The 24374-nt window shown below is 73.8% G+C and carries 22 protein-coding genes; 12 read left to right on the forward strand and 10 right to left on the reverse strand.

Annotation, left to right across the window (positions count from 1 at the left end):
- Positions 1–66 precede the first annotated feature (66 nt).
- Positions 67–1002, reverse strand: a complete 936-nt coding sequence (locus tag ACIBK9_RS30775; protein ID WP_397162285.1) for a serine/threonine dehydratase — start codon at positions 1000–1002, stop codon at positions 67–69.
- Positions 1003–1049: 47 nt separating this feature from the next.
- A complete protein-coding gene (locus ACIBK9_RS30780; protein ID WP_397162286.1) occupies positions 1050–2222 on the reverse strand; it encodes a trans-sulfuration enzyme family protein in 1173 nt (390 codons plus the stop codon).
- A 60-nt stretch (positions 2223–2282) separates the two neighbouring features.
- Between ACIBK9_RS30780 and ACIBK9_RS30785 the strand changes: the two genes are divergently transcribed.
- The 6 genes from ACIBK9_RS30785 to ACIBK9_RS30810 are packed head-to-tail and all read left to right on the forward strand — an operon-like array spanning position 2283 to position 7791.
- Positions 2283–3719, forward strand: a complete 1437-nt coding sequence (locus tag ACIBK9_RS30785) for a PLP-dependent aminotransferase family protein (RefSeq protein WP_397162287.1) — start codon at positions 2283–2285, stop codon at positions 3717–3719.
- A gap of 13 nt (positions 3720–3732) precedes the next feature.
- Complete coding sequence (locus ACIBK9_RS30790; protein ID WP_397162288.1) at positions 3733–4422, forward strand: alpha/beta hydrolase; 690 nt, start codon at positions 3733–3735, stop codon at positions 4420–4422.
- 46 nt (positions 4423–4468) lie between these two features.
- Complete coding sequence (locus ACIBK9_RS30795) at positions 4469–5350, forward strand: ABC transporter ATP-binding protein (protein WP_397162289.1); 882 nt, start codon at positions 4469–4471, stop codon at positions 5348–5350.
- Positions 5347–6066 carry an ABC transporter permease gene (locus ACIBK9_RS30800; protein ID WP_387666006.1) on the forward strand — a complete coding sequence of 240 codons (720 nt, stop codon included), beginning with the start codon at positions 5347–5349 and terminating at the stop codon, positions 6064–6066. The genes ACIBK9_RS30795 and ACIBK9_RS30800 overlap by 4 nt, the downstream gene beginning before the upstream one ends.
- 19 nt (positions 6067–6085) lie before the next feature.
- Positions 6086–7189, forward strand: coding sequence for a sensor histidine kinase (locus ACIBK9_RS30805; RefSeq protein WP_397162290.1), 1104 nt, complete (start codon positions 6086–6088; stop codon positions 7187–7189).
- On the forward strand, positions 7186–7791 hold the full coding sequence (locus tag ACIBK9_RS30810) for a response regulator transcription factor (protein ID WP_352323860.1): 606 nt from the start codon (positions 7186–7188) through the stop codon (positions 7789–7791). Before ACIBK9_RS30805 ends, ACIBK9_RS30810 begins: the two co-directional genes overlap by 4 nt.
- Here the strand turns inward: ACIBK9_RS30810 and npdG are convergent.
- Positions 7788–8441, reverse strand: coding sequence for an NADPH-dependent F420 reductase (gene npdG, locus ACIBK9_RS30815; protein WP_358294256.1), 654 nt, complete (start codon positions 8439–8441; stop codon positions 7788–7790). The genes ACIBK9_RS30810 and npdG overlap by 4 nt on opposite strands.
- 102 nt (positions 8442–8543) lie before the next feature.
- Between npdG and ACIBK9_RS30820 the strand changes: the two genes are divergently transcribed.
- Positions 8544–9122 carry a hypothetical protein gene (locus tag ACIBK9_RS30820; protein WP_358294258.1) on the forward strand — a complete coding sequence of 193 codons (579 nt, stop codon included), beginning with the start codon at positions 8544–8546 and terminating at the stop codon, positions 9120–9122.
- A 39-nt stretch (positions 9123–9161) separates the two neighbouring features.
- Here the strand turns inward: ACIBK9_RS30820 and ACIBK9_RS30825 are convergent, their stop codons facing one another.
- Positions 9162–10103 (reverse strand): LysR family transcriptional regulator, encoded by a 942-nt coding sequence (locus ACIBK9_RS30825; protein ID WP_352353485.1) that lies wholly within the window; start codon positions 10101–10103, stop codon positions 9162–9164.
- Positions 10104–10176: 73 nt separating this feature from the next.
- On the opposite strand from ACIBK9_RS30825, the gene ACIBK9_RS30830 reads away from it, so the two are divergent.
- Together ACIBK9_RS30830 and ACIBK9_RS30835 are read left to right on the forward strand one after the other, a co-directional pair.
- On the forward strand, positions 10177–10428 hold the full coding sequence (locus ACIBK9_RS30830) for a hypothetical protein (protein WP_397162291.1): 252 nt from the start codon (positions 10177–10179) through the stop codon (positions 10426–10428).
- On the forward strand, positions 10425–11084 hold the full coding sequence (locus ACIBK9_RS30835) for a cyclase family protein (RefSeq protein WP_397162292.1): 660 nt from the start codon (positions 10425–10427) through the stop codon (positions 11082–11084). The genes ACIBK9_RS30830 and ACIBK9_RS30835 overlap by 4 nt, the downstream gene beginning before the upstream one ends.
- Before the next feature lie 7 nt (positions 11085–11091).
- Here the strand turns inward: ACIBK9_RS30835 and ACIBK9_RS30840 are convergent, their stop codons facing one another.
- Positions 11092–11268, reverse strand: a complete 177-nt coding sequence (locus ACIBK9_RS30840; RefSeq protein ID WP_352323881.1) for a hypothetical protein — start codon at positions 11266–11268, stop codon at positions 11092–11094.
- A gap of 32 nt (positions 11269–11300) precedes the next feature.
- Between ACIBK9_RS30840 and map the strand changes: the two genes are divergently transcribed.
- Positions 11301–12149 carry a type I methionyl aminopeptidase gene (gene map, locus ACIBK9_RS30845; protein ID WP_352353489.1) on the forward strand — a complete coding sequence of 283 codons (849 nt, stop codon included), beginning with the start codon at positions 11301–11303 and terminating at the stop codon, positions 12147–12149.
- A gap of 27 nt (positions 12150–12176) precedes the next feature.
- On the opposite strand, the gene ACIBK9_RS30850 is transcribed toward map, so the two are convergent.
- The 4 genes from ACIBK9_RS30850 to ACIBK9_RS30865 form a co-directional block, all read right to left on the reverse strand.
- Positions 12177–12566: a sensor histidine kinase gene (locus ACIBK9_RS30850; protein WP_397162293.1), complete on the reverse strand. Its 390-nt coding sequence runs from the start codon at positions 12564–12566 to the stop codon at positions 12177–12179.
- A 206-nt stretch (positions 12567–12772) separates the two neighbouring features.
- Complete coding sequence (locus ACIBK9_RS30855) at positions 12773–14749, reverse strand: cytochrome c oxidase assembly protein (RefSeq protein ID WP_397162294.1); 1977 nt, start codon at positions 14747–14749, stop codon at positions 12773–12775.
- Positions 14746–15327 carry a copper resistance CopC family protein gene (locus ACIBK9_RS30860; protein WP_358294267.1) on the reverse strand — a complete coding sequence of 194 codons (582 nt, stop codon included), beginning with the start codon at positions 15325–15327 and terminating at the stop codon, positions 14746–14748. Before ACIBK9_RS30860 ends, ACIBK9_RS30855 begins: the two co-directional genes overlap by 4 nt.
- A gap of 44 nt (positions 15328–15371) precedes the next feature.
- On the reverse strand, positions 15372–16655 hold the full coding sequence (locus ACIBK9_RS30865) for a tetratricopeptide repeat protein (protein WP_397162295.1): 1284 nt from the start codon (positions 16653–16655) through the stop codon (positions 15372–15374).
- Between the two features lie 449 nt (positions 16656–17104).
- On the opposite strand from ACIBK9_RS30865, the gene ACIBK9_RS30870 reads away from it, so the two are divergent.
- Both ACIBK9_RS30870 and ACIBK9_RS30875 read left to right on the forward strand, forming a co-directional pair.
- Positions 17105–19924: a BTAD domain-containing putative transcriptional regulator gene (locus tag ACIBK9_RS30870; RefSeq protein ID WP_397162296.1), complete on the forward strand. Its 2820-nt coding sequence runs from the start codon at positions 17105–17107 to the stop codon at positions 19922–19924.
- Positions 19925–19937: 13 nt separating this feature from the next.
- Positions 19938–22757, forward strand: a complete 2820-nt coding sequence (locus tag ACIBK9_RS30875) for a BTAD domain-containing putative transcriptional regulator (protein WP_397162297.1) — start codon at positions 19938–19940, stop codon at positions 22755–22757.
- A gap of 2 nt (positions 22758–22759) precedes the next feature.
- On the opposite strand, the gene ACIBK9_RS30880 is transcribed toward ACIBK9_RS30875, so the two are convergent.
- The gene (locus ACIBK9_RS30880) at positions 22760–24316 is read right to left on the reverse strand and encodes a PucR family transcriptional regulator (protein ID WP_397162298.1); all 1557 of its coding nucleotides are present in this window, start codon (positions 24314–24316) and stop codon (positions 22760–22762) included.
- Positions 24317–24374 lie beyond the last annotated feature (58 nt).

The following is a 24374-nucleotide window of genomic DNA, read 5'->3' on the forward strand; positions in this document are numbered from 1 at the left end:
GGGCGCGTTCCCGCACCGCGGAAAGGCCCCGGGCGCGTTCCCGCGTCCCGCGCACCTGGGTCGGGCTCACCCCGCCGCGCCGGAGAGCGTGGCGGGGTCGGTGTTGGAGCCGCAGACCACGACGGCCACCCGCTCACCCGCCGCGGGCCGGTAGGCCCCCGACAGCAGCGCCGCGTACGCCGCCGCGCCCGCGGGCTCGGCCACCAGCCGGTGCCGCTCCCACAACGTCCGCCGGGCCGCGACGATCGCGTCGTCGTCCACCAGGACGCTGTCCACCCCGGCCCCCGACAACACCTCGAACGCCAGCCCGCCGAGCTGCGTGGCGCCGAGCGCGTCGGCCGCCACCCCGCCCACCTGCACCGGCACCGGACGCCCGGCGCGCAGCGCCTCGTGCAGCGTGGGGATGGCGTACGGCTCCACCGCCACGATCCGCGGCGCGTCTCCCCCGGCACGGGCCCCCAGGGTGATCCCGCCGGCGAGCCCGCCGCCGCCCACGGCCACCACCACCGTGTCCACGCCCCCGGTCTGCTCCATGATCTCCAGCCCGGTCGTGCCCTGCCCGGCCAGCACCTCGATCTGGTCGTAGGCGTGCACGGCCAGCGCCCCCGTCTCGGCGGCGCGCTTGGCGGCGGCCTCCGCGGCCTCGGAGTAGATCGCCCCGGTCTGGGTGGTGTGCGCGCCGAGCGCCTTGAGCCCGGCCACCTTCACCGGGCTCGTCACCTCCGGCACGAAGATCTCGGCCCGCACGCCGAGCGCCCTGGCGGCGTGGGCGACGGCCAATCCGTGGTTGCCGCCGCTGGCCGCGATGACCCCGGCGGCGGGCAACGGGCCGGCCGACAGGATGCGGTTGAAGGCCCCCCGCACCTTGAAGGAGCCCGAGTGCTGCAGCAACTCCAGTTTCAGTAACAGGCCCGGCGAGATCTCCAGGACGGGCGTGCGCAGCACGTGCCCTTCGATCCGGCCGGCCGCGTCGAGGACGTCCTGGTAAGTGACGGTGGTCACGGCTCTCCTTCGGTCGTGCGCCCGCGATCGGCGGGCATGAGCCGACGCTATCCGAGCGCCTGGGCCACGTCTGCCCACAGGTCCTCGGGATGCTCGATGCCCACGGCCACGCGCACCATGCCCTCGCTCACGCCGTGCCTGGCCAGGTCCTCCGGGCCGAGGAAGCGGTGGGAGGTGGTGGCGGGCTGCATGACGCGGGTCTCGACGCCGCCGAGCGAGGGGGCGATGCGCGCCAGCCGTACGGACCGCATGAACGCCTCCCCCGCCGCCCGCCCGCCGGCCAGCTCGAAGGAGAACACGCCGCCGAAGGCGGGCAGCAGCTTGGCGGCCAGCTCGTACGACGGGTGCGCGGGCAGCCCCGGCCAGTGGACGGCCGACACGGCGGGGTGCTCGGCGATCCGGCGGGCCAGGAGGTCGGCGTTGGCGCAGTGGCGCTCCATGCGCAGCGGCAGCGTCTGGATCCCGCGCAGCGTCAGCCAGGCCGTGAAGGGCGCGGCCGCGGCGCCCAGTTCGGTGGCGAAGTGCCAGACCCTGCCGTACAGGTCGGGGTCGGCGAAGACGGCGATGCCGCCGATCACGTCGCCGTGGCCGGACAGGTACTTGGTGGCGGAGTGCACGACGACGTCGGCGCCGTGCTCAAGGGGGCGGCAGAGCACGGGCGTGGCGAAGGTGTTGTCCACCACCGACAGGACGCCCAGCTCGCGGGCCGTGGCGCACATCGCGGGCAGGTCGGCGACCAGCCCCAGCGGGTTGCTGATGGTCTCCAGGTAGACCAGCCGCGTCTCGGGCCGGACGGCGGCGCGCAACGCGGCGGGGTCGTTCTCGGGGACGTGGGTGACGGCGATGCCGAACCTGCCGGCCAGGTCGTTGAGCATCGTGGCGGTGCCGCCGTACAGGGAGCGCTGGGCGATGAGGTGGTCGCCGGGCTTGAGCAGGGCGAGCAGCACGGTGTTGATCGCGCCCATGCCGGAGGCGGCGGCCAGCGCGGCGGCGCCGCCCTCCAGGCCGGACACCGCCAGCTCCAGGGCGCGCACGGTGGGGTTGGTGTCGCGGCCGTAGACGAAGGCGTCGTCGGGACGGGTCATCGCCACGCCCATCAGCTCGGGGTCGTCGAAGGCGAACCCGGCGCTCTGGTAGATGGGCATGCCGATCGGCCGGCTGCCCTCGACCGGGGGCTGCGGCAGGTGGACGGCACGCGTCTCAGGGCGAAAATCACTCATGTCATCGAATATCCCCCGGATTGGTGTGCGGGTGCAGAGCCAATACCGGAGAATTGGTCCATGAATAGAGCCAATCCCGATGACCTCGTCCACCTGCTGGGCCGGTGGGCCTCCGGGCGCGGGCCGCTCTACCTGCTGCTCGCCGCCCGGCTGCGGGCGCTCGTCGACGACGGCGTGCTGCCGCCCGGCGAACGGCTGCCGCCCGACCGGGTGCTGGCCGACCGGCTCGCCGTCGGCCGCGGCACGGTGGTCGCCGCCTACGAGCTGCTCCAGCAGGAGGGCCGGGTGACGCGCCGCCAGGGCAGCGGCACCCGCGTCGCGCCGGGCGACCCGCCGGCCACCAGGACGGCCGACGGCGTGGCGGCCAACCCGCTGATGCTGAACCTCCTGCACGACTCCGACGGCGTGCGGCTGCTGACCTGCGCGGCGCCGGACGACCCGCCGCCGGCACTGTTCGAGGCGTACCAGGAGGCGGGGGCGCGGGTGGCCGGCCTGCGCGACCTGGGCTACCACCCGGCGGGCCACCCCGCGCTCCGCGAGGCGCTGGCGGGCTACTACGCCGCGCGCGGCCTGCCCACCACGGCGGACCAGATCATGGTGACGACGGGCGCGCAGCAGGCGCTCACGCTGCTGGCCGGGCTGCTGGTGGCGCCGGGCGACACCGTGCTGACCGAGTCGCCGACGTACCCGGGCGCGCTGGAGGTGTTCCGGCACGCGGCGGCCGTCGTCAAGCCCGTCGACCTGGGTGAGGACCAGGCACGGCCCGCCGTGCGCGAGCGGCCGGCGCTGGTCTACGGCGTGCCCACCGCGCGCAACCCCGACGGCGCGGTCATGGACGACCCGGGCCGCAGGCGGCTGGCCGCCCTGGCCGCCGCGCACGACGTGCCGCTGATCGACGACGAGGTCTGCGCCGAGCTGTGCTTCTCGGGCGGGACGCCGGCGCCGGTGGCCGCCTTCGGCGGGGGCGAGCGGGTCGTCACCGTCGGCTCGCTGAGCAAGCTGGTGTGGGGCGGGCTGCGGGTGGGCTGGATCCGCGCGGCGGCGCCGGTGGTCTCGCGGCTGTCCCGGCTGCGGGCCGTGCACGATCTCGGCGGCGAGGTCTTCAGCCAGCTCGCCGCCGTCGCGCTGCTGCGCCGCCTCGACGAGGTGCGCGAGACCCGCGTACGCGCCCTGCGCCGGCGGCACGACCACCTGTGCGCCGAGCTGCGGGCGCGCCTGCCGTCCTGGACGTTCGAGCCGGCCCAGGGCGGCCAGACCGTCTGGGTGCGCCTGCCGCGCGGCGACGCCGGCTCCTTCGCCCAGGTGGCGCTCCGGCACGGCGTCGCGGTGCCGCCGGGCGGCTCCTTCGACCCGCTGGGCGGCCACGCCGCCCACCTGCGCCTGCACTTCCTGTTCCCCGAGGAGGAGCTGTCGCGGGCGGTGTGCGACCTCGCGGCGGCCTGGGCGGCCTACGACGGCGCCGGGAAACCCGTCTCCCGGCACGCCCTCGTCGTCTGACAGGGTGGGGGCCATGGAAACGACCTTCGTGCTGGTGCACAGCCCTTCCGTCGGGCCCTCGACGTGGGCTCCGGTGGCCGAGTCGCTGGGGCGGCGCGGCCGGGCGGCCGTCGTCCCCGACCTGACCGGCGTGTCCGCCGGCGGGGCGCCGTACTGGCCGCGCGTGGCCGCGGCGGTGCGCGCGGCCGTGCCCTCCGACGGGCCGCTCGTGCTGGTGGCGCACAGCAACGCCGGGTTCTTCGTGCCGGTGATCAAGGAGGGGCTGGGCGACCGGGTGGTGGCCTGCGTGTTCGCCGACGCGCACGTGCCGCCGTCCCAGGGGCTGGTCAGGACGGCCGAGGAGGGCTTCCTGCCGTTCCTGCGCGGCCTGGCGGGCCCCGACGGCGTGCTGCCGCGCTGGACCGACTGGTGGGACGAGGAGGACATCGTGGCCATGCTCCCCGACCCCGCCCAGCGGCTGCTGGTCACGGGCGAGCAGCCGCGACTGCCCCTCGACTACTACACGCAGCCCGTCCCCGTGCCCGCGGGCTGGGACGCGGTCAGGTGCTCGTGCCTGTGGTTCGGGCCGCCGTACGAGGAGGTGGCCCGCGACGCGGCCGGGCGCGGCTGGCCGGTGACCCGGCTGCCCGGCCTCCACCTGCACCAGGTGATCGACCCCGAGGGGGTCACGGACGCGCTGCTGAAGCTGTCCAGGAAGTCGTGAATTCTTCACTGTCGGCCCCCTGACCCGTCCGGCCATAGTCGGACACATGATCGAGGTGACCGAGCTCAGGAAGAACCACGGGACATTCCCGGCGGTCAGGGGCGTGTCGTTCCGGGTGGGCGAGGGCGAGATCTTCGCCCTGCTCGGCCGGAACGGCGCCGGCAAGACCACCACGGTCGAGGTGCTGGCCGGCTTCCAGCGGCCGGACGGCGGCGCCGTCCGGATCGCCGGCCTCGACCCCTGGTCCGACCGCGCGGCCGTCCGGCAGCGCGTCGGCATCATGCTCCAGGAGGCCGGGTTCTTCCCCGACCTGACGGTCGCCCAGACGGTCGCGGTCTGGCGCGACTTCACCCCCGCGCCGCGCCCGGCCGGGGAGGCGCTCGACCTGGCCGGCCTGACGGACAGGGCCGGGACCAGGGTGCGCCAGCTCTCCGGCGGCGAGAAGCGCCGGCTCGACCTGGCGCTCGCCCTGCTCGGCCGCCCCGACGTGCTGTTCCTCGACGAGCCCACGACCGGCATGGACCCCGAGGCCCGCGCGAACACGTGGGAGGTCGTCTCCGGCCTGGCCGCGCGCGGCACCACGATCCTGCTCACCACCCACTACCTGGAGGAGGCCCAGCGCCTGGCCTCGTCCATGGCGATCATGGACAGGGGTGAGATCGTCGCGGCCGGCGGCATGGCCGAGACGCTGGCCGCGCGGGGCGGACGGGTGACGTTCCGGCTGCCCGCCGGGATCTCCGCGGACGACCTGCCGCTGCCGGTCACCGTGGACGGCGGCGCCGCCGTCTGCCGGGCCGAGGACCCCGACCTGGCCGCGCAGACGCTGCTGACCTGGGCGGCCGGCCGCGGGCTGCGGCTGACCGGCCTGGAGGTCCGCGCGGCCACCCTCGAAGACCTCTTCCTCGACCTGCCCAGGAGCGCCCGATGAGCCTGACCGCCACCTACCGTCTCGGCACCCGCCTGTTCTGGCGCGACCGCGCCATGCTGGCCGCCTCGGTGATCACCCCCGTCGGGCTGACCGTGGGCATGCCGGCGCTGATGCGGCACGTCACCGGGGGCGGCGTGCCGTTCGCGACGGCGGTGTTCCACAGCTCGCTGGCGATCGTGCTGGCGCTCACCGCGTTCATGAACATCGCGGTCGCCCTGACCAACCGCCGCGACCAGCTCGTGCTCAAGCGGCTGCGCGCCGGGCTGCTGACCGACGCGCAGATCCTGGCCGGCCAGGTCGCCAGCACGGCCACGCAGACCTTCCTGGTGATCGTGCTGTGCGCGGTGGCCGTGCGGTTCGCCGCCGGGGTGCCGCTGCCGGACGACCCGCTGCTGTTCGCCGCCGTGACCGCCGCGGGCTCGGCCGTCATGGCGCTGCTGGGGGCGGCGTACACGGCGGCGATCCCGCGGAGTGAGCTGGCCGGGGCGTTCACCATGCCGGTGTTCCTGGTCGCCGCGGTGTCGGCGGGCGCGATGGGGCCGATCCCGCTGCCCTCCTGGCTGAGCCCGGTGCTGGACCTGCTGCCCACCTCGGCCGTGGTGCACGCGGCGAAGACCGGGGAGGCGCTCGTGCCGGCGCTCGTCCTGGCCGGGTGGGCGGTGGTGGGCGTGGTGGCGATCCGGTCGTGGTTCCGCTGGGAACCGCGCCGGTCCTGAGTCGGACATAATCGCTGCTGTGGTGGTCTCGTCCTCGGCGCAGAGGCTCGCGCGCGTGCTCATCACGGGCGTCTCGGTCGTCTATTCGCTCATCGGGCTGCTCTACTTCATGGGCGGCCCGGCGATCGGGCTGCTCGCGGCGGCCGTGACGGTCGCCGTCGTCTCCACCCACTACGTCAACATGCGGGCCGCCCTGCGCGGCGGGCGCCCGCCGCTGTTCCCGGCCACGCTGGTGCTCCAGGCCGTCGTCACCTACGCGGGCGACTACCTGCTGCCGAGCGGCTGGTCGTCGATCGCCGCCCCGCTGCTGGCCGGGACCCTGCTGGTGTTCCTGGGGCTGCGCTGGGCCGTGCCGCTGGTCGTCCTCATGATGCTGTACGAGGGCGCCACCATGTGGATCGGCCCCCACTACGCCGTGGTCACCCTGTTCTACGTGATCGCCATCCCCATCACCGGCTCGATGATCTACGTCCTGGTCCGGCTCGTCCGCGTCGCCGCCGAGCTGGAGGAGGCCAGGGCCGAGCTGGCCGACGCCGCCGTGCTCAAGGAACGCCTGCGCATCTCCCGCGACCTGCACGACGGCCTGGGCCGCAGCCTCACCGCCATCGCGCTCAAGGGCGACCTGGCCGCCCGCCTGATGGACCGCGACCCCGCCTCCGCCCGCGGCGAGGTGGGCGAGCTGGTACGCGTCGCCCGCGAGGCCGCCCAGGACGTCCGCCACGTGGCCCGCGGCTACCGCGCGATGTCGCTGAGCGGCGAGACCGACCGCGCGGCGGCGCTGCTGGAGTCGTCGGGGGTGAGCTGCCAGGCGCACCTGGCCGACGTGGCGCTGCCGCGGCGGGCCGAGGAGGCGCTGGCGTGGGGGGTGCGCGAGGCGGTCACCAACGTCCTGCGTCACAGCAGGGCCACCACCTGCACGATCACCACGTCGCTGCGGGACGGCCGGGTCCGCCTGGAGGTCGCCAACGACGGCGCGGGCGGCGGCGAGCCGGGCGCTGAGCCCGGCGTGCCCGGCGGTGGCCTCACCGGGCTCGCCGAACGGGCCTCCCAGGCGGGCGGCACGTGCGCCGCCGCCCCCACGGACGGCGGCGGCTTCCTGCTGACCATGGAGGTTCCGGCGTGATCCGGGTGCTGCTGGCCGAGGACATGCACATGATCCGCGCCGCGCTCACCGCCCTGCTCCGGCTGGAGCCGGACATCGAGGTGGTGGCGGAGGTCGTGCGCGGCGACGAGATCGTGCCGGTGGCCCTCGACGTCCGGCCCGACGTGGCGGTCGTGGACATCGACCTGCCGGTGACCGACGGCATCACCGCCGCCGCCGAGCTGCGCGAACGGCTCCCGTCCTGCCGGATCCTGGTGCTCACGGCCATGGGGCAGCCCGGCCACCTGCGCCGGGCGCTGGCCGCCGGCATCGAGGCGTTCCTGGTCAAGGACGCGCCGGGCGACCGCCTGGCCGAGGCCATCAGGCGCACCGCGGCCGGCCTGCGCGTGCTGGAGAGCGAGCTGGTCTCCTCGGCCATGGAGTACGGCGAGAGCCCGCTCACCCCCCGCGAGACCACCGTGCTCCGGCAGGCGGCCAGGGGCGCGACCGCCGAGGAGATCGCCGCCGGCCTGCACCTGTCGCCGGGCACGGTGCGCAACTACCTCACGGCCGCGATCACCAAGACGGGCGCCCGCAACAAGATCGACGCCGTCCGCGTCGCCGAGGACGCGGGCTGGCTCTAGACGTCGGTGACGCGCAGCCCGGCGTGGGCCTTGTAGCGGCGGTTGATCGAGATGAGGTTGGCGGTCAGCGCCTCGACCTGGTGGGCGTTGCGCAGCCGGCCGCCGTAGACGCCGCGCACCCCCGGGATCAGCTCGGCCAGCGCCTGCACGGTGTCGGTCGCCTCGCGGTCGTCGCCGAGCACCAGCACGTCGAGGTCGACCTTCTCCACGGCGGGGTCCATCAGCAGCACGGCCGACACGTGGTGGAAGGCCGCCACGACCCGGCTCTCGGGAAGCACCGCGGCGGCCTGCTGGGCGGCGCTGCCCTCTTCCACCGGCAGCGCGTAGGCGCCCTGCTTGTCGAAGCCGAGCGGGTTGACGCAGTCGACCACGATCTTCCCGGCCAGCTCGGCGCGCAACGACTCCAGCAGCGCCTTGTGCCCCTCGTACGGCACCGCCACGATCACGACGTCGGCCTCGGCCGCCACGTCGGCGTTGGCCCCGCCCCGCGCGCCCGAGCCGATCGAGCCGGCCGCCTCCTGGGCCCGCTCGGCGCTGCGCGAGCCGATCAGCACCGTGTGCCCGGCCAGCGCGAACCGCCGCGCCAGCCCCTTCCCCTGGTCGCCGGTGCCGCCGAGGATCGCGATGGAGAGCCCGTTCACATCTGTCATGGCTCCGATCATGCCAGCCCCGGCGGCGCGGGCCGCAGCCCGGGGGCGCCACCCGGCGGCGAACGGGCCACCTCCGCCGCGCTCCTCGTGCACCATGGAGGCATGGACTCAGGTTCGGTGGCATTCCTGCGCGAGCTCCTGGCCACGACGGGCTGGCTCGAACGCACCCGCGAGCTGGGCCTGGCCCTGCGGACCACCCGCTCGCCGGGCGGCCTGCTGCTCGTCGGCCCCCCGGACGACGAGCCCTGGCACGTCACCGCCCACCTCAGCGACGAGGCCAGGTTCTCCGGCCTGCCGCAGCTCGCCCCCACCCTGATCCGCTGGTCGCCGCCCGCCGACGCCCCCGCCCACCTGCGCGTCGGCCTCGACCGCCTGCGGCAGGCGGGCCGCGGCGAGACCCTGTTCGTGCTGTCGGAGCAGGCGGCGCCCGTGCCGCTGCTGGAACGCGTCGACGACGCCCGCCGTACGGGGGCCACCATCCTGGCGATCGAGGGCGCCGACTCCGAGCTGAGCGGGCTGGCCCACGACTCCATCGCCGTCCCGGCCACCGGGCTGATCACCTTCGACGGCGCCCAGCACCTGGTCAGCGCGGCGGCCGGTGAGGTCGAGCGGCGGGCGGGGCTGCGCGAGCGCCTGGCCCGCCTGCTGGAGAAGGTCAGCGGCCCCCGCCTGTCGGAGTAGAACGCGGCCGCGGGCCAGGGGCCGAGGGCGGCTCGCAGGTCAGGGCTGGGCGGCGAGGCGAGGGCCGAGGGCGGCCCGCAGGTTCTCGGTGGCCTCCTCGATGGCGCCGATCACCACCGCCTGCACCGGGTCCGGCTCGCCCGACCGCGTCCTGCTCACCCGGGTGACCGCGTCCAGGCGGCGCGCCCCCACCTCCCGTACCTCGCTCACCCGCACCTCGCCCTCCGGCACGTCGAGCAGGGCCAGCGCGGGCACGATCGCCACCCCGTGCCCGGCCGCCACCAGCGCGAGCACCGGCGAGAAGTCGGTGACGACGTGCGTCCTGCGCGGCTCGACGCCGTGGATCCCGGCGAGCCGGTCGAGCGCCTGCCCGCACGCCTGGTCCGGCTCGGCGGCCACCCAGGGCAGGCGCATCAGGTCGGCCGTCGACTCCGGCTCGGGCCAGTCCGGCGGCAGCACGACCCGGAACTCGTCCACGTGCAGCGGCCGGACGTTCAGCGACGGCTGCGCCGGGACCGGCAGGCTCATGTCCTGCTCGGTGATGAGCAGGTCGACCGCGCCCAGGCGCAGCTCCTGGAGGGCGGGCTGGCCGTAGACCTCGTGGATGACCGGCGTGATGCGGGGGTGGCGCTCGGCCAGGGCGCGCATCGCGGGCACCAGCATGTGCTTGATCGCCGTGGGGAAGGCCGCGATCCGCACCGGCCCGGCCAGGCGTTCGGTGAACCTGGTCAGCTCCTTCCTGGCCTCGCTCAGCTCCTCCTCGACCCGCTCGGCGTACCCGGCGAGCACGCGTCCCGCCGGGGTGAGCGAGACGCGGCGCTGGGAGCGGTCGATGAGCGCCAGCCCGACCTCGCGTTCGAGCTGGGCGAGCTGCTGGGAGACCGCGGAGGGGGTGAGGAACAGCGCCTCGGCCGCGCGCATCACGCCGCCGCGGCGGGCGACCTCGTGCAGGACACGCAGGCGTCGAGGATCAATATCCATGCAGGTCAGCTTACGTCTACCTTTAGCTTTCTTTATTTGTGCTTTAAGGCCAAAAATCCAGAGAATATCGGCCATGGATCTCCTCCTCGACGCCGTCGGCTGGGCCGGAGCCGCCCTGCTGCTGGCCGGGTACGCCCTGGTCTCGTCCGCGCGGCTGTCCGGCGACGGCGCGACGTACCAGGTCGTCAACCTGCTCGGCGCGCTCGGGCTCATGGTCAACAGCGCCTACAACGCCGCCTGGCCCTCGACCGGGCTGAACCTCGTCTGGGCCGCCATCGGCACGGTGGCCCTCGTCCGACTCGTCCGGGTGGGAGCCGCCACATGATCGTCGAACTCAGCCACCGCATCACCGAGGGCATGACCACCTATCCCGGCGTCCCGGGGCCGACGCTGGGCACCCATCTGAGCAGGGGGGACTCACGCGAGGTCTACGCTCCGGGCACCGAGTTCGAGATCGGCGTGATCACGCTGGCCGCCAACACCGGCACCTACCTGGACACCCCGCACCACCGCTACGCAGGCGGCCAGGACCTGGCGCAGGTGCCGCTGAGCAGCCTGGCCGACCTGCCCGGCCTGGTCGTGCCGGCCTCGGGGGACGGCCGCGAGGTGGTGCTCGACACCGCGCCCGACACCGCGCTCGACGTACGCGGCCGGGCGGTGCTGATCCACACCGGCTTCGACCGCCACTTCGGCACCGCCGCCTACTTCCGCGACCACCCGTATCTGGCGCCCGAGTCGGCGGCGTGGCTGGCCGACCAGGGCGCGGCGCTGGTCGGCATCGACTCGCTCAACATCGACGACACCCCGCCGCACGGCGAACGCCCCGCCCACACGATCCTGCTGAAGGCGGGGATCCCGATCGTCGAGCACCTGACGGGGTTGTCGGCGCTGCCCGCGGAGGGGTTCAGGTTCCATGCCGCGCCCCCGATGATCGCGGGCATGGGCACCTTCCCCGTGCGGGCCTACGCCGTCGTGCCGTAGGCGGGGGTCACTCGTCCTCCTGCTCGGCCTCGTCCCACGCCTTGTTGCGGTCGGCGGCGCGCTGCAACGCGCCCGCCGCCTCCTCCTCCGAGGCGTAGGGACCCATCCGGTCCTTGTTGGGGCAGCCCTGGTCGGGCTCGACCCGCATGTGCTTGAGACAGAACCACCACTGGCCTTCGCTCACATGGTCAATTCTGCCCCGTAGACTCGTGTTTCATGACGACACTGCTCCAGCCCGGGCGAGTCTCGCCCGTCCGGAAGGTCCCCGCCCACATCGAGCGGCCGGAGTACGTCGGCAAGAAGCGCCCCACGACCGGCGAGTCCGACGTGAAGACCCCCGAGATCATCGAGCGCATGCGCGTGGCGGGCCGCATCGCCGCGCAGGCGCTCGAAGAGGTCGGCCGGCACATCGCCCCGGGCGTCACCACCGACGAGCTCGACCGCATCGGCCACGAGTTCCTGATCGACCACGGCGCCTACCCCAGCACGCTGGGCTACAAGGGCTATCCCAAGTCGCTGTGCACCTCGATCAACGAGGTCATCTGCCACGGCATCCCCGACGACACCGTGCTGCGCGACGGCGACATCGTCAACATCGACATCACCGCCTACATCGGCGGCGTCCACGGCGACACCGACGCCACCTACCTGGTGGGCGAGGTCGACGAGGAGTCGCGCCTGCTGGTCGAGCGCACCCGCGAGGCCATGATGCGGGCCATCAGGGCGGTCGCCCCCGGCCGCCAGCTCAACGTGGTCGGCCGCGTCATCGAGGCGTACGCCAAGCGCTTCGGCTACGGCGTCGTGCGCGACTTCACCGGCCACGGCATCGGCACGAGCTTCCACTCCGGCCTCATGGTCCCCCACTACGACGACCCGTCGCTGCGGGTGGAGCTGGTGCCGGGCATGACGTTCACCATCGAGCCGATGCTCACGCTGGGCACGATCGACTACGACATCTGGCCCGACAAGTGGACCGCGGTGACCAAGGACCGCAAGCGCACGGCCCAGTTCGAGCACACCATCGTGGTCACCGAGACGGGCAGCGAGATCCTGACCCTCCCCTGACCGGCCTTCCCTGACCGTCCCTGGCCGTCAGCGTCGCCTGGGGATCGCCCCGCTCACCGTCGTGCCCTCTCCGGGCACGCCGTTGACCGACAGGGTGCCGCCGAGCTCGGCGAACGCGGCCCGCATCCGGGCGATCCCGCGCCCCGCGCCGCCCTCGGCGAAGCCCTGGCCGTCGTCGCTGACCGTCAGGCGCAGGCCGCTCGGGCCCGTGGTCACCGCCACCGCGACCGTACGGGCCCGGCTGTGGCGCTCGACGTTGGACAGCGCCTCGCGCATCGTCTCCATGACGCCGCCGGACACCCGCGAGGGCACGTCGGTGCCGGGCAGCGCCCAGGTCTCGACAGTGATCCCCGTCCGCTCCGACCATTGCGCCAGAAGGGCTTCGAGCGCCTCGGCCAGGCTCTGCCCCCCGCGCATGCGTGTCTCTTCCGCCAATGGTCTCGCCTTCCTCGGCACCCCGGGCCCGCGCCGGTCCCCACTCCGGCGCCCCGCACGCGTCGCGCAATCCCCCCTCAAGGTCTGCGCACGCTAGCTGATGAGGTTATGCCCTTCTCCCCTGTGAGACAGGCTACCCGGCGGTCCTGAGACCTGTGAGCCGAGGATAGGGTGCCATGGCCGAACCGCTACTCGCCCTTGTCAGCGCGGTTGAGACGGGCGAGATAGTCGTTGTAGGTGTCGAGTTCGGTGTCGCGTGCGCCGCCCCGGTCGGCCTTGCGGTCGGCGCGCCGGGCCTGCCGTTCGTCGTCGCGGTACCACTGGGCCGCGATGGCCAGCAGCACGAGCAGCGTCGGGATCTCGCCGAAGCCCCACGCGATGGCCCCGCCGTCCTGCTGGGTCTGCAGGAGGTTGTCGCCCCACGTACGGCCGAGCGGCTCGTACCAGCCGGCGGCGATCACCGAGCCGGTCATCATCAGCGCGATGCCGAAGAAGGCGTGGAAGGGCATGGTGACGAAGAGCATCAGCAGCCGGCCGACGTACGGCAGCCGGCTCGGGCCCGGGTCGACGCCGATGATCACCCAGAAGAACAGCGAGCCGCTGAGCAGGAAGTGCAGGGTCATCCAGATGTGCCCCAGGTGCTCCTGCATGGCCGACTCGAACAGCGGCGTGAAGTAGAGGGCGTAGGTGGAGGCGACGAAGATGGCCGTCGCCACGACCGGATGGGACATGACCTTGACCGCCCGGCTGTGCAGGATCGTGGTGATCCACTCCCGGGGGCCCCTGTCGCCCCGCCTGGCCGCCGGCTTGAGCGCACGCAGCGCCAGCGTGACCGGGCCGCCCAGGACCAGGAAGATCGGCACGATCATGGACAGCGTCATGTGCTCGATCATGTGCACGTCGAACAGGACCTTGGCGTAGCGGGCCAGGCCGCTCTGGGTGGCGAACACCAGCAGCGCGATGCCGATGAACCAGGCGGCGGTGCGCCCCCACGGCCAGGAGTCGCCGCGCCGCATCAGCCGGTAGACGCCGGCGCCGTAGAGCCCGGCGAGCACGGCGGCCACCGCGGCGAAGAACAGGTCGAACCACCACAGCGAGAACACGTTCGCGATCGTGATCTCCGGCGGGACGGGGAAGCCGAGCAGCTCGAAGGCCCGGTCGGCGGGCACGCTGAACTCGGGGGGCGGCGTGCGCGACAGCGCGACGGCCAGCCCGACGGTGGCCAGCATGAGCAGCGTCTCGCCGCCGGCCAGCCGGGTGAACGCCCTGGGCCGGCCCGCCTCCAGGTCGACGAGCGTGCGCTGCCGGTGCCAGTAGCCGACGTAGCCGAGCAGCACGAAGGCGACGATCTTGGCCAGGGCCAGCAGGCCGTACTGGGTGGTCCACAGGTCGGACAGCGCGCCGAGCCGGGCGACCAGGCTGAACACGCCGGACAGGCCGACCGCGACGAAGCACCACAGCGCCAGCGCGGAGAACCGGGCGGCGGCCACGGTGAGCTGCGGCTGCCCGCGCATCGCGTGCGCGGCCAGCACGACCAGGCCGCCCACCCACAGGGCCAGCGCGAGCAGGTGCAGCGAGACCGCCGAGGTGGCCAGGTCGTGGTTGGGCGAGGAGGAGGTGTGGCCGGTCAGCGGCGGCGGCAACATCGTCACCAGCGCGAACACCAGCAGGCCGGCCGCGGACCCGGCGGTGATCGCGCCGCGCGAGAACAGCGCGATGGCCACCCCGAACAGCACCACCAGCGTGAGCGCCACGCCCTGGGTGGTCTGGGTGGCGGTGCTGGTCAGGTATTCCCGGTTGAGGATCTGCGGGACCGTACGGCCCCAGGAGTCGGCAGTGGTGAACACGATGGCCAGGAACGCCGAGGCGGCCCAGCCGAGCGCCGTCCAGGACGAGGCCCTGACGTAGAGCAGGCCCGGCTTGCCGAGCATGCCCTTGTCGTTGGGCAGCAGCAGGGCGGCCGTGAGCAGCAGGCCGACGGTGAGCACGCCGGTGACGTCCATCAGCAGCTTGGACACCGGCAGGCCCCACCTGACCACCGCCCCGGCGTCGGGCAGCCCGGGGATGATCCTGGGGAAGGCCCGGCCGCCGGCGATCATGCCGATCACCAGGGCGGCGACCGCCGCCACCGCGCCCGCGAGCGCGAGCCGCGCCGTTCTGCTCATGGCTTCTTCTTCCGCGCGCTGAACAGGAACCCGATGCCGATGCCGACCAGCGCGCCGATCACGATGACCAGCCAGGTCGGGAAGCCGCCCTTCGGCGTGGCCGCCGCCTGGTCGGCCGCGGGAGCGACCGGAGCGGCGGAGGAGGGAGCGGGGGCGGCGGTGGAGGGCGCGGCCGACGCCGCGTCGGTGGCCGACGCGCTCGGCGAGGCCGCCGGAGCCGCCTTGACCGTGAAGGGGATCTCGCCCTCGATGGGATGGCCGTCGGAGGAGACGACCCGGTAGGCGAGGGTGTACTTCCCGCCCGGCAGCGGCCCCTTGACCGCCTGCCGCACCACCGCGCCGTCGACCTCGGGCTTGCCCTCCTGGAAGACGGCCTCGTCCGCGCCCCGGACGATGACGAACGGCATGCGCACCTTGGCGGTGAACTCCAGCCTGACCTCGTCGAGGGCCTCGACCTCGGCGCCCTTGGCCGGGTCGCTGCTCTTGAGTGAGTCGTGGGCCAGCGCCGGGGTGGCGGTGCCGAGCACGAACAGGGCGGCGAGAATCGCGGTGAGTGCCGCGAGCGGGGAACTCTTCATGGCACCCCCAAGGCTACCGACGCCACCGCCCGGTCCTGACCTCGCTACAGCCCCGCGCAGGCGAGAGCCCGCTGGTAGGCGTCCACGGCGCCGTCGGAGTCGCCCAGCTGCTCCATCGTCTCGGCGGTGGCGTACCAGGTGGCGGCCGACCGGCGGGAGTCGGGCAACGGCGAGAGCGAGTCGCGTACGGACGACAGCTGCCGCTCGGCCTGGTCCATGCGGCCGACCGAGCCGTAGACCCTGGCGAGCAGCAGTTCCGCCTCGGCCCTGAGGGCGGAGGCGGTGTTGGGCACCAGCCCTCTGCCCCTGTCGGCATGCTCCACGGATTCGTCGAGGTCACCGGTCATGCACTCGGCACGGGCCAGCTCCACCAGGAGCCGCGCCCGCTCGACGGTGCTGGTGGCGGTCTGCTCGAACTCGGCGATCGCGCCACGCAGCACGTCTCGTACGGCCGCGGCCTCCTGGGGGCGGGCCAGCAGGCGCTTGCGGGCGTGCGCGAGCCGCATCCTGGCGATGCTGCCCGGCTGGCCGGTCTCCAGCTGCACGGCCATGGCGCGTTCGGCGAAGGACAGCGCCTCCTCCGCGTGCCCGGTGGCGGAGGCCGTGTTGGAGGCCATCCAGTTGGCGGCCACGATCGAGCGCGGCGTGCCGAGGGCGTCGGCGGCGTTCAGCAGCTCGGCCGCGAACTGCCGGGCGCGCAGCAGGTCGCCGCGCTCCATGTACGCCGCGAGCAGGCCGGCGCCGAGTTCCACGAGCAGATCGTTCCACGCGGGTCGCGTGGTGCTGCTCAGCATCTGCTCGCCGACCTCCACCGCCTCGGTGAGCCGCTCGCTCTCGCGGTAGGCCCGGCACAGGTTGGAGGCGATCTCGACGCGGCGGTCGGGAGGCAGCTCCTCCTCCGACAGCCTGAGCAGGATCGCGATCGCGCCGTCGAAGTCTCCGCTGGCCTGGGCGGCGAAGGCGAGTCCGAATTCGGTCTCTTGACGCAAAGCTGTCAAGCCTGTCAGATTGTTGTTCGCCAGCAGCTCGGTGTAGCGCGTCCGGGCCTCGGCGACCTCACCGTTCTCGAGCGCGAGACGCGCGTAGCCGAGCGCCAGCTCGATGTCCTCCATCTGCTCGGCGGTCACGCCGTTGATCAGATAGGACAGCGAGCAGTCGAGTTTCTGGGCCAGCAGCTCCAGGACGGCGGGGGTAGGGGTACGCTTGCCACTCTCGATCAAGGAGACATAGCTGTCCGACAACTCTGGATGCGCCAGCTGTGCCTGTGACAGGCCACGCTGTCGCCGAACGGTCTTGATGCGGAGTCCGACCAGGTCAGATGTGGTCACAGTCGTTGCTCCCTGAGATGATGAAGTCCGAGCAACCCCACACAGGCGAGGGAGAACCCCCCATGCGCATGCGTATTGCCCTGTCCGCGCTAGTCACCGCGATTGTCGCCTTGGTGACTATAGGAGGCAATGTTACGGCCGCGAACGCCGCGACGTCTGCCCTCTCTTCCTTCCAGGAAGACCAGCACTGCTGCTGAGGCTCGCAGCAAGAGGGGGTACGGCGCGTGGCTGTGCTCCGAACCGCACCGATCCCATGGACGAGCGCTCTCCAGCAGCAGGGGACGATGAGGCCCGGTCCGCGGATGTGCCCCCTCTTCTCACCACCGGGGCCGAGCGTACCCGAACCCTTCTACATTTGATCTACAGTCGCGTGATCGCCGTACCGCCACGGGATTCTGAATACGCTGCCCTGGCAAGGGGGACGCCGGGGCTGTGAACGGGGAGGACGCGTGAGCGACGACATCTACATCCGCCTTCTCGGAACCGTTCACGCCGAACGCGGATCGCGGCCCGTCGATCTCGGTCCGGCCCGGCAGCGGGCCACCCTGGCCGTCCTCGCCTCGGCCGCCGCGCGGCCCGTCCCGATGAGCCGGCTCGTCGAGGGGATCTGGGGCGACGAGCCGCCGCGCAACGCCGAGCAGAGCGTCTACACCTACGTCGCCGGCCTGCGCCGCGCCTTCGAGCCCGACCGCGGGCGGCGCGCCCCGTCGCGGCTGTTGTCGGGCACCGGCGCGGGATACGCCCTCAACGTCGGGCCCGTACAGGTCGACTCCCTGTGCTTCGCCGAACGCCTGGACGAGGCCCGCACGTGCCGCCGCGAGGGTGACGACCGCCGCGCCGTACAGCTCCTGGACGAGGCCCTGGCGATGTGGCGCGGCACCGCGCTGAGCGGCCTGACCGGCCCGTTCGCCGAACGGGAACGCTCCCGTCTGGAGCTGTTACGCCTGGCCGCGCTGGAACAGCGGCACGAGAGCCTGTTACACCTGGGCCGCCACCACGAGATCACCGACGACCTGCGCGACCTGACCGTCCGCCATCCGTTGCGCGAGCGCACCCGCGAGCTGCTCATGCTGGCCCTCTACCGCTCGGGCCGTCAGGCCGAGGCGCTGAAGGTCTACGAGGAGGGCCGGGTCCTGCTCCTGGAGGAGCTGGGCCTCACACCGGGCGAGGGGTTACGCAAGTGTCACCAGCTGGTTCTGCGCGGGGAGCCCGGGCCGTGGCGGGGCGACGGGGTGCCGCACCAGCTCCCGCGCCACCTGGCCGGGTTCGTGGGCCGCTCGCGTGAGCTGGACGAGCTGGAGCGGCGGCTGGCCCCCGGCGGCGGGCGTCCGCCGACGCCGCTGGTGATCGTCTCCGGGCCGCCGGGCGTCGGGAAGTCCGCGCTGGCCGCTCAGGCCGCCCACCTGGTCCAGGACCGCTTTCCCGACGGCCAGCTGTTCGTCAACTGCCGCGGCGCGACGCCGGAGCTGCCCGCGCTGACCGGGCTCGACGTGCTCGGCCGGTTCCTGCGGGGGCTGGGGGTGGCGGCCGACGCCGTACCCGCCGACCTGGACGAGGCGGCGGCGACGTGGCGCAGCCTCCTGCACGGCCGCCGGGTCCTCGTCCTGCTGGACGACGCCGCCGACCTGGCGCAGATCCGCCCGCTGCTGTCCACCCCCTTCGGCACCGCGCTGCTGGTGACCAGCCGCGAGAGCATGACCTGGGGCGAGGACTCCTACCAGCTCGAACTCGGCCGGATGTCCCCCGCGGAGTCGGCCGCGATGCTGGCCGGGCTGGCCGGGGAGGAGCGCGTGCGGGCCGGGGCGGGCGACACCGCCGAGCTCGTCCGGCTCTGCGAGGGCCTGCCCCTGGCGCTGCGCATCGCGGGGGCCCGCCTGGCCAGCCGCCCCGACTGGAGCGTCGCCACGATGGCCGGCCGGCTGGGCGACGAACGCCGGCGGCTGCACGAGCTCGTGGCCGGCGACCTGGCCGTACGCGCCGGTCTGGCGGCCAGCTTCACCGCGCTCGAACGCAGCCCCCGCCCCCTCGACCGGCTGGCCGCCCGCGCGCTGTCCCTGCTGGGCCTCCTGCACGTGCCCGAGATCACCGCCGAGGCCGCCGCGGCCCTGCTCGACGCCGACCCCGCCGACGCCGACCTGGCCCTGGAACGGCTGACCGACGCGCACCTGCTCGACCGCCCCCGGCCGGGCCACTACCAGCTCCACGACCTCGTCCGCCTGTTCGCGGGCGAGCTGCGTCCTGCTGACCCCAAGAAGCCGGTGCTGCGCGCGCTCGCGTACTACGCGGCCTCCGCCCGGCTGGCCAGCCAGGTCATGGACCCGCACCGCGTCCAGCGTGGCCCGGTCGCCGAGGCCGTCACGCACCAGGTCGGCACGCGGGAGGAGGCGACGGCCTGGCTGCTGGAGGAGGAGGCCGTGCTGCTGGCCGCGGCCCGCCAGGCGCTCACCGACGACGACGACGACATCGCCGCGCTGGGCCTGGCGCTCGCCTTCGCCCTGCATTGGCCCCTGCAGCGCGCCTACCGTACGACGGACCTGGTGGAGCTCGGCCTGATGGTGCTGCGGGTCTGCGAACGGCTCGGCGACGTGGAGATCGCGATGCACGCGCACGGCGAGCTGGCCACGGCCCTGAGGATGAAGGGCAGGAGTGACGAGGCCGTCGAGCACCTGCGGATCGAGCTGGCGATCGCCAGGCGGCTGGGCGACGCCTTCTCCGAGCAGCGCGCGCTGGGCAACCTCGCCAACGTGCACTACCACGATGAGGACTTCGAGCAGGCGATCGTCCTGGCGGAGCAGCAGCTTGCCGTCGCGGGGCCGATCGGCGCGCGGGTGGGCGTCCGCTACGCGAGGCTCATCCTCGGGGAGGCCCACCACAGATGCGGCCGGCTGGAACAGGCCCGCGAGATCCTCTGCCTGGCCCTGGCCGACGCCGAGGAGGTCGGCGACACCACCCACCAGGCCCACCTTCGAGGGGTGCTCGGCGAGGTCCACCTCGACCTGGGCATGCCGGACCAGGCCCTGCCGAACTTCCTGCTCGCCCTGAAGCTGATCGAGCCCGCCGGCAACCGGGTGTCGCGGCTGCGGTGCCTCCTCGGACTGTCACGCACCTACCGGGCTCTGGGCGAGCTGGACAGCGCCACCGGTTGTGTCACCGCGGCCCTGACCGCGGCCGTGACCGACAGGCTGGCCTCGGAATGGCAGCAGGAGGCCAGGAGCGAGCAGGAGGCCGTACGAGAGGCACGGCAGGCCACGGGTGCCCGGGGCGCATGAGCGAGGTGCGGGGATGAGCGACAGTCTGAGCATCGGCCTTCTCGGCCCGGTGACCGGCGCCCGCGACGGGGTGGCGTTCGACCTGGGGCCCGCCCGCCAGCAGGCCGTCCTGGTCATGCTGGTCTCCCCGCCGGGCCGGGTCGTGACCATGGATCAGCTGGTGGAGGGGCTGTGGGGGGAGAAGCCCCCGGCCAGTGCCGGGCAGAGCGTCTATACCTACGTCGCGGGGCTGAGGCGCACCCTGGAGCCGGGCCGCAGGCCGGGTGAGCGGTCGAAGCTGCTGATCAGCAAGGCGGGCGGCTACCAACTGCTCGTCGAACCGCACAAGGTGGACGCCTTCGCCTTCTCCGAGCTGGTGAACGCGGCACTGCGCGCGCGGGGCACGGGTGCTCAGGAAGAGGCGTTACGCCTGTTCGACGAGGCGCTCGGCCTCTGGCGGGGCGTGGCGCTGAGCGGGGTGACGGGCCCCTTCGCCGAGACCGAACGCGCCGTGCTGGACGAACGGCGCCTGGTCGCCTTCGAGGGCCGCTCCGAGCTCCTCCTGCATCAGGGCCGCGCCGGCGAAGCCATCGCCACGCTGCGGGAACTGGCCGCCCGCCATCCCCTGCGCGAGCGTCTGCACGAGCTGCTCATCCTCGCCCTGGGCCGGTCGGGCCGCCAGGCGGAGGCGCTCAGGGCGTACGAGGACGTCCGGGTGAGCCTGGCCGAGGAGCTGGGCATCGACCCCGGTCAGGGGCTGCGCGAGGCTCATCGGGTCGTGCTGGCGGGCGATCGGGCGTCCGTCCGCGTCGCCGCCGAGACGGTTCCCCGCCAGTTGCCGCGCGAGCTCATCGGCTTCGTGGGCCGGGCGCAGGAGACCGTCCGGCTGACAGCGCTGCTGGCTCCCCGTGACGACCTCCCGCCGCATCCGCTCGTCGTGATCTCCGGACCGCCCGGCGTGGGCAAGTCGGCCCTCGCCGTACGGGTCGCGCACGCCGTGCGGGACCGCTTCCCCGACGGCCAGCTCTACGTGAGCCTGCGCGGAAGCACCCCCAACGTGCCGCGTCTGTCCGCCCATGGGCTCGCGGGCCGGCTCCTGCGCGGGATCGGGACGCCTCGCGAGGACGTCCCGGCCGAGCTGGACGAGGCGGCGGCCATGTGGCGCAGCAGGTTGCACGGCAGGAACCTGCTCGTGGTCCTGGACGACGCCTCCGGGCTGGGCCAGATCCGGCCGTTCCTGTCCACGCCGCTCGGTGTCAGCGTGCTCGTGACCAGCAGGGAGTCGCTCAACGTCGGCGACGACTGCGTCCAGCTCCGGCTGGGACGGCTGTCGGAGGCGGAGGCGACGACGATGTTGTCCAAGCTGGCCGGCGACGGACGGGTGGGCGCCGACCCGGCCGGGACGTCGACGCTGGTCCGGCTGTGCGACGGCCTCCCGCTCGCCCTGCGCATCGCGGGCGCCCGCCTGGCCGATCATCCGGAGTGGAGCGTGGGCACCCTCGGCAGCCGGCTGGCGGACCAGCGCAGACGGCTGCACGAGCTGGCCGCGGGAGACCTAGCCGTACGGTCCAGCCTGGCCGCCAGCTACGACGGGCTCACCGGCGGCAGCCGTCCCGTGGACCGGCTGGCGGCCGGCGCCCTGCCTCTCCTCGGACGGCTGCACGTGCCGGACCTGACCGCGGACGTGGCGGCGGTGCTGCTGGACAGAACACCGGACGAGGCACGGCGCGCCCTGGACCGGCTGGCGGAGGCGAACCTGATCGAACGTACCGGGGACGGTCGTCATCAGCTGCACGACCTCGTCCGGCTGTTCGCCGGCGACCTGCCCGTACGCGATCCGGAAAAGCCGCTCCTGCGGGTGCTCGGGTACTTCGCGGCCTCCGCCCGGCAGGCGAACGTCGTCATCGACCCCCACCGCGTCCAGCTCGGGCGCCCGGTGGACGAAGCGACGTCCCGGGCGTTCGCCACGCCCGAGGAGGCGCTCGCCTGGCTGCGGGCGGAGGAGCACGTCCTGAACGCGGTGGCCGTCCAGGCCCTCTCCTCCCCGGACGACGGGATCGCCGAACTCGGCGTGCGGCTCGCGTTCGCGATGTTGTGGCATCAGCAGCGGTCGCACGAGGGGCACGACATGCTGACGCTCAACACCATGGCACTGCGGGTGTGCGAACGACTGGGCGACGACGCCGGCGCGCAGATCGCCCACGGCCACATCGCCAACGGGCTGCGCCTGACCGGACGTCCCGAGGAGGGGATCCCCCACCTGGAGGCCGAGCTGGCCATCGCGAGGCGACTCGGCGACGGCTTCGGGCAGATGCGCGTGCTGGGAAACCTGTCGAACGCCTACGTCGCCAGACAGCTCTACGAAGAGGCGCTGCCCCACGCCGAACAGCAGCTCGCGGTCGCCAGGCAGATCGGCTCCGAAGTCGGCGTCCGCTTCGCCTGCTTGATGCTCGGCACGGCCCACCAGGGCATGGGGCACCACGCGCAGGCGCGGGACCCTCTGGAGCGGGCCCTGGCCGCGGCCCGCCAGAGCGGTGACACGACGCATGAGGGACACGCGCACGTCGTGCTCTCGCAGGTCCTGCTCGACCTGGGCGATCCCGAGCTCTCCCTGGAGCACATGAGCGAGGGGATGAAGCTGCTCGGCAGAACCGGGTACCGGTTCATGGTCGAGTGTCTCATCACCATGTCGAGGGCCTGCAGAATGCTCGGCCGGCTGGACGAGGCGCTGTCCCACGCGACCGAGGCGGTGGCCAACGCGGAGTCCGGGGGCAACGCCCTGTGGGAGCGGCGGGCCGACGCCGAGCTGGCGGCCGTGCGGGCGGCGATGGGGGCGGCGGATCGGGAGGCGTGAGGTCAGCGCGGCGGGGTGGTGTCGCGGAGGGCGAGGAAGAAGTCGACGCGGTCGGACATCGCCGACAGGTTCCTGCCGGTCAGCTCCTCGATCCTGCGGATGCGGTACCGGACCGTGTTGACGTGCACGTGGAGCCGTTCGGCGCAGGCGTTCCACGAGCCCGAGCAGTCGAGGAAGACGTCGAGCGTGCGCACGAGGCCCGACTGGTGGCGGCGGTCGTAGGCGAGCAGCGGGGACAGCAGCCGGTCGGAGAAGGAGCGGCGCACGTCGCCCGGCACGGTGGCCAGCAGCAGCGCGTGGGTGTAGATCTCGTCGCTGGTGACCACGCCGCCGTCGCGGGCCTCGGCCAGCCGCCTGGCGTGCCCGGCCTCCTCCACGCCGCCCTTGAGCGCGGCGGCGCCGGTCAGCGCGCCGCTCACGCCGACGCTCAGGCGGGTGCCGGGCAGCGCGGCCAGCACGGCGGCCCCGGCCCGCAACCGCGCGGCCAGCTCCCCGACGCTCCTCCCCCGCAACGCGACCACCGCCACCGCCCCACCGCCGCCGCTGCGACCGCCACCCTCGACGGCCGTGCCACCGCTTCCCTGAGGTGGTTCGGCCGGGACGGGCGCGGCGACGACCTCACGGGCGAGCAGTTCCTCCAGGATCCGGCCGCCGAGGACGGAGGGGGCCGTGGGGGCGGTGGGGGTGCCGGGGCGCGGGGCGGTGGCGCTGACCACGGCGTACGGTTCGTCCGCGTCGATGCCGCACGTGCGCAGCCGGGCGTTGAGCTCGGCCGCGTCGGAGTCGGCCAGGGCGGCCGCCACGAGCTGCCCGGCCAGGCGGCGCTCGACCCGGCGGCCCTCCTCCAGGCGGCCGCGTTCGAGTGCCACGCAGGCGGCCAGCTCGTAGCCGAGGTCGGCGCGGCCGAGCAGGTCGCCGTCGCAGGCCAGGACCCAGCCGGCCGCCCGGTGGCCGCGTCCGACGGCGAAGAGCGTCGCGCCGCCGGCCAGCGCGGGCAGCCGGGGCGCGGTCAGGTACGCCCTGGCCAGCCCCGCCGGATCGGCGGCCGTACCGACGACCACCTCACCGGACGCGGACAGGACGGCGCCCGTGACGCCCAGCTCGGCGGCGGTCAGCTCGAACAGCCCGCGCAGGTCGGCGCCCTCGGCCAGGGCCGCCACGAGCCTGCGGTGACGCCCGAGCGCGTCGCGCACGTCGCCGGACAGCCGGGGCGCGACCAGCTCGGCCAGCGTGCGGAAGGAGACCTCGACCGGCACCTCGACCAGCGGCAGCCCGGCCTGCCGGCAGGCCGAGACCAGGTCGGCGGGCACGTGCCCGAGCCGGGCCGCGCCCGCGCCGAGCGCGGCCACCCCGCCCTCGACCAGGGCGGTGACGAAACGGGCGGAGTCGGCGGCGGTGTCGCGCCACATCAGGCCGGTCAGGACCAGCTCGCCGCCGGACAGGTAGCGCCCCGGCTCGGGCAGGTCGGTGATGTGGACCGTGCCGAACTCGCGCTCCGGGTCGCCGGCCAGCAGCCTGAGACCCAGCTCGTCGATCGCCAGCAGGTCACTGATGCGCACTTGGAGGAATATACAAGCCCGCTCTGTCAAGCGATGACCGGGATTTCACGTCACGGGC

Origin of the sequence: Nonomuraea sp. NPDC050227 (assembly GCF_044459705.1) — a bacterium.
Lineage (GTDB): Bacteria > Actinomycetota > Actinomycetes > Streptosporangiales > Streptosporangiaceae > Nonomuraea.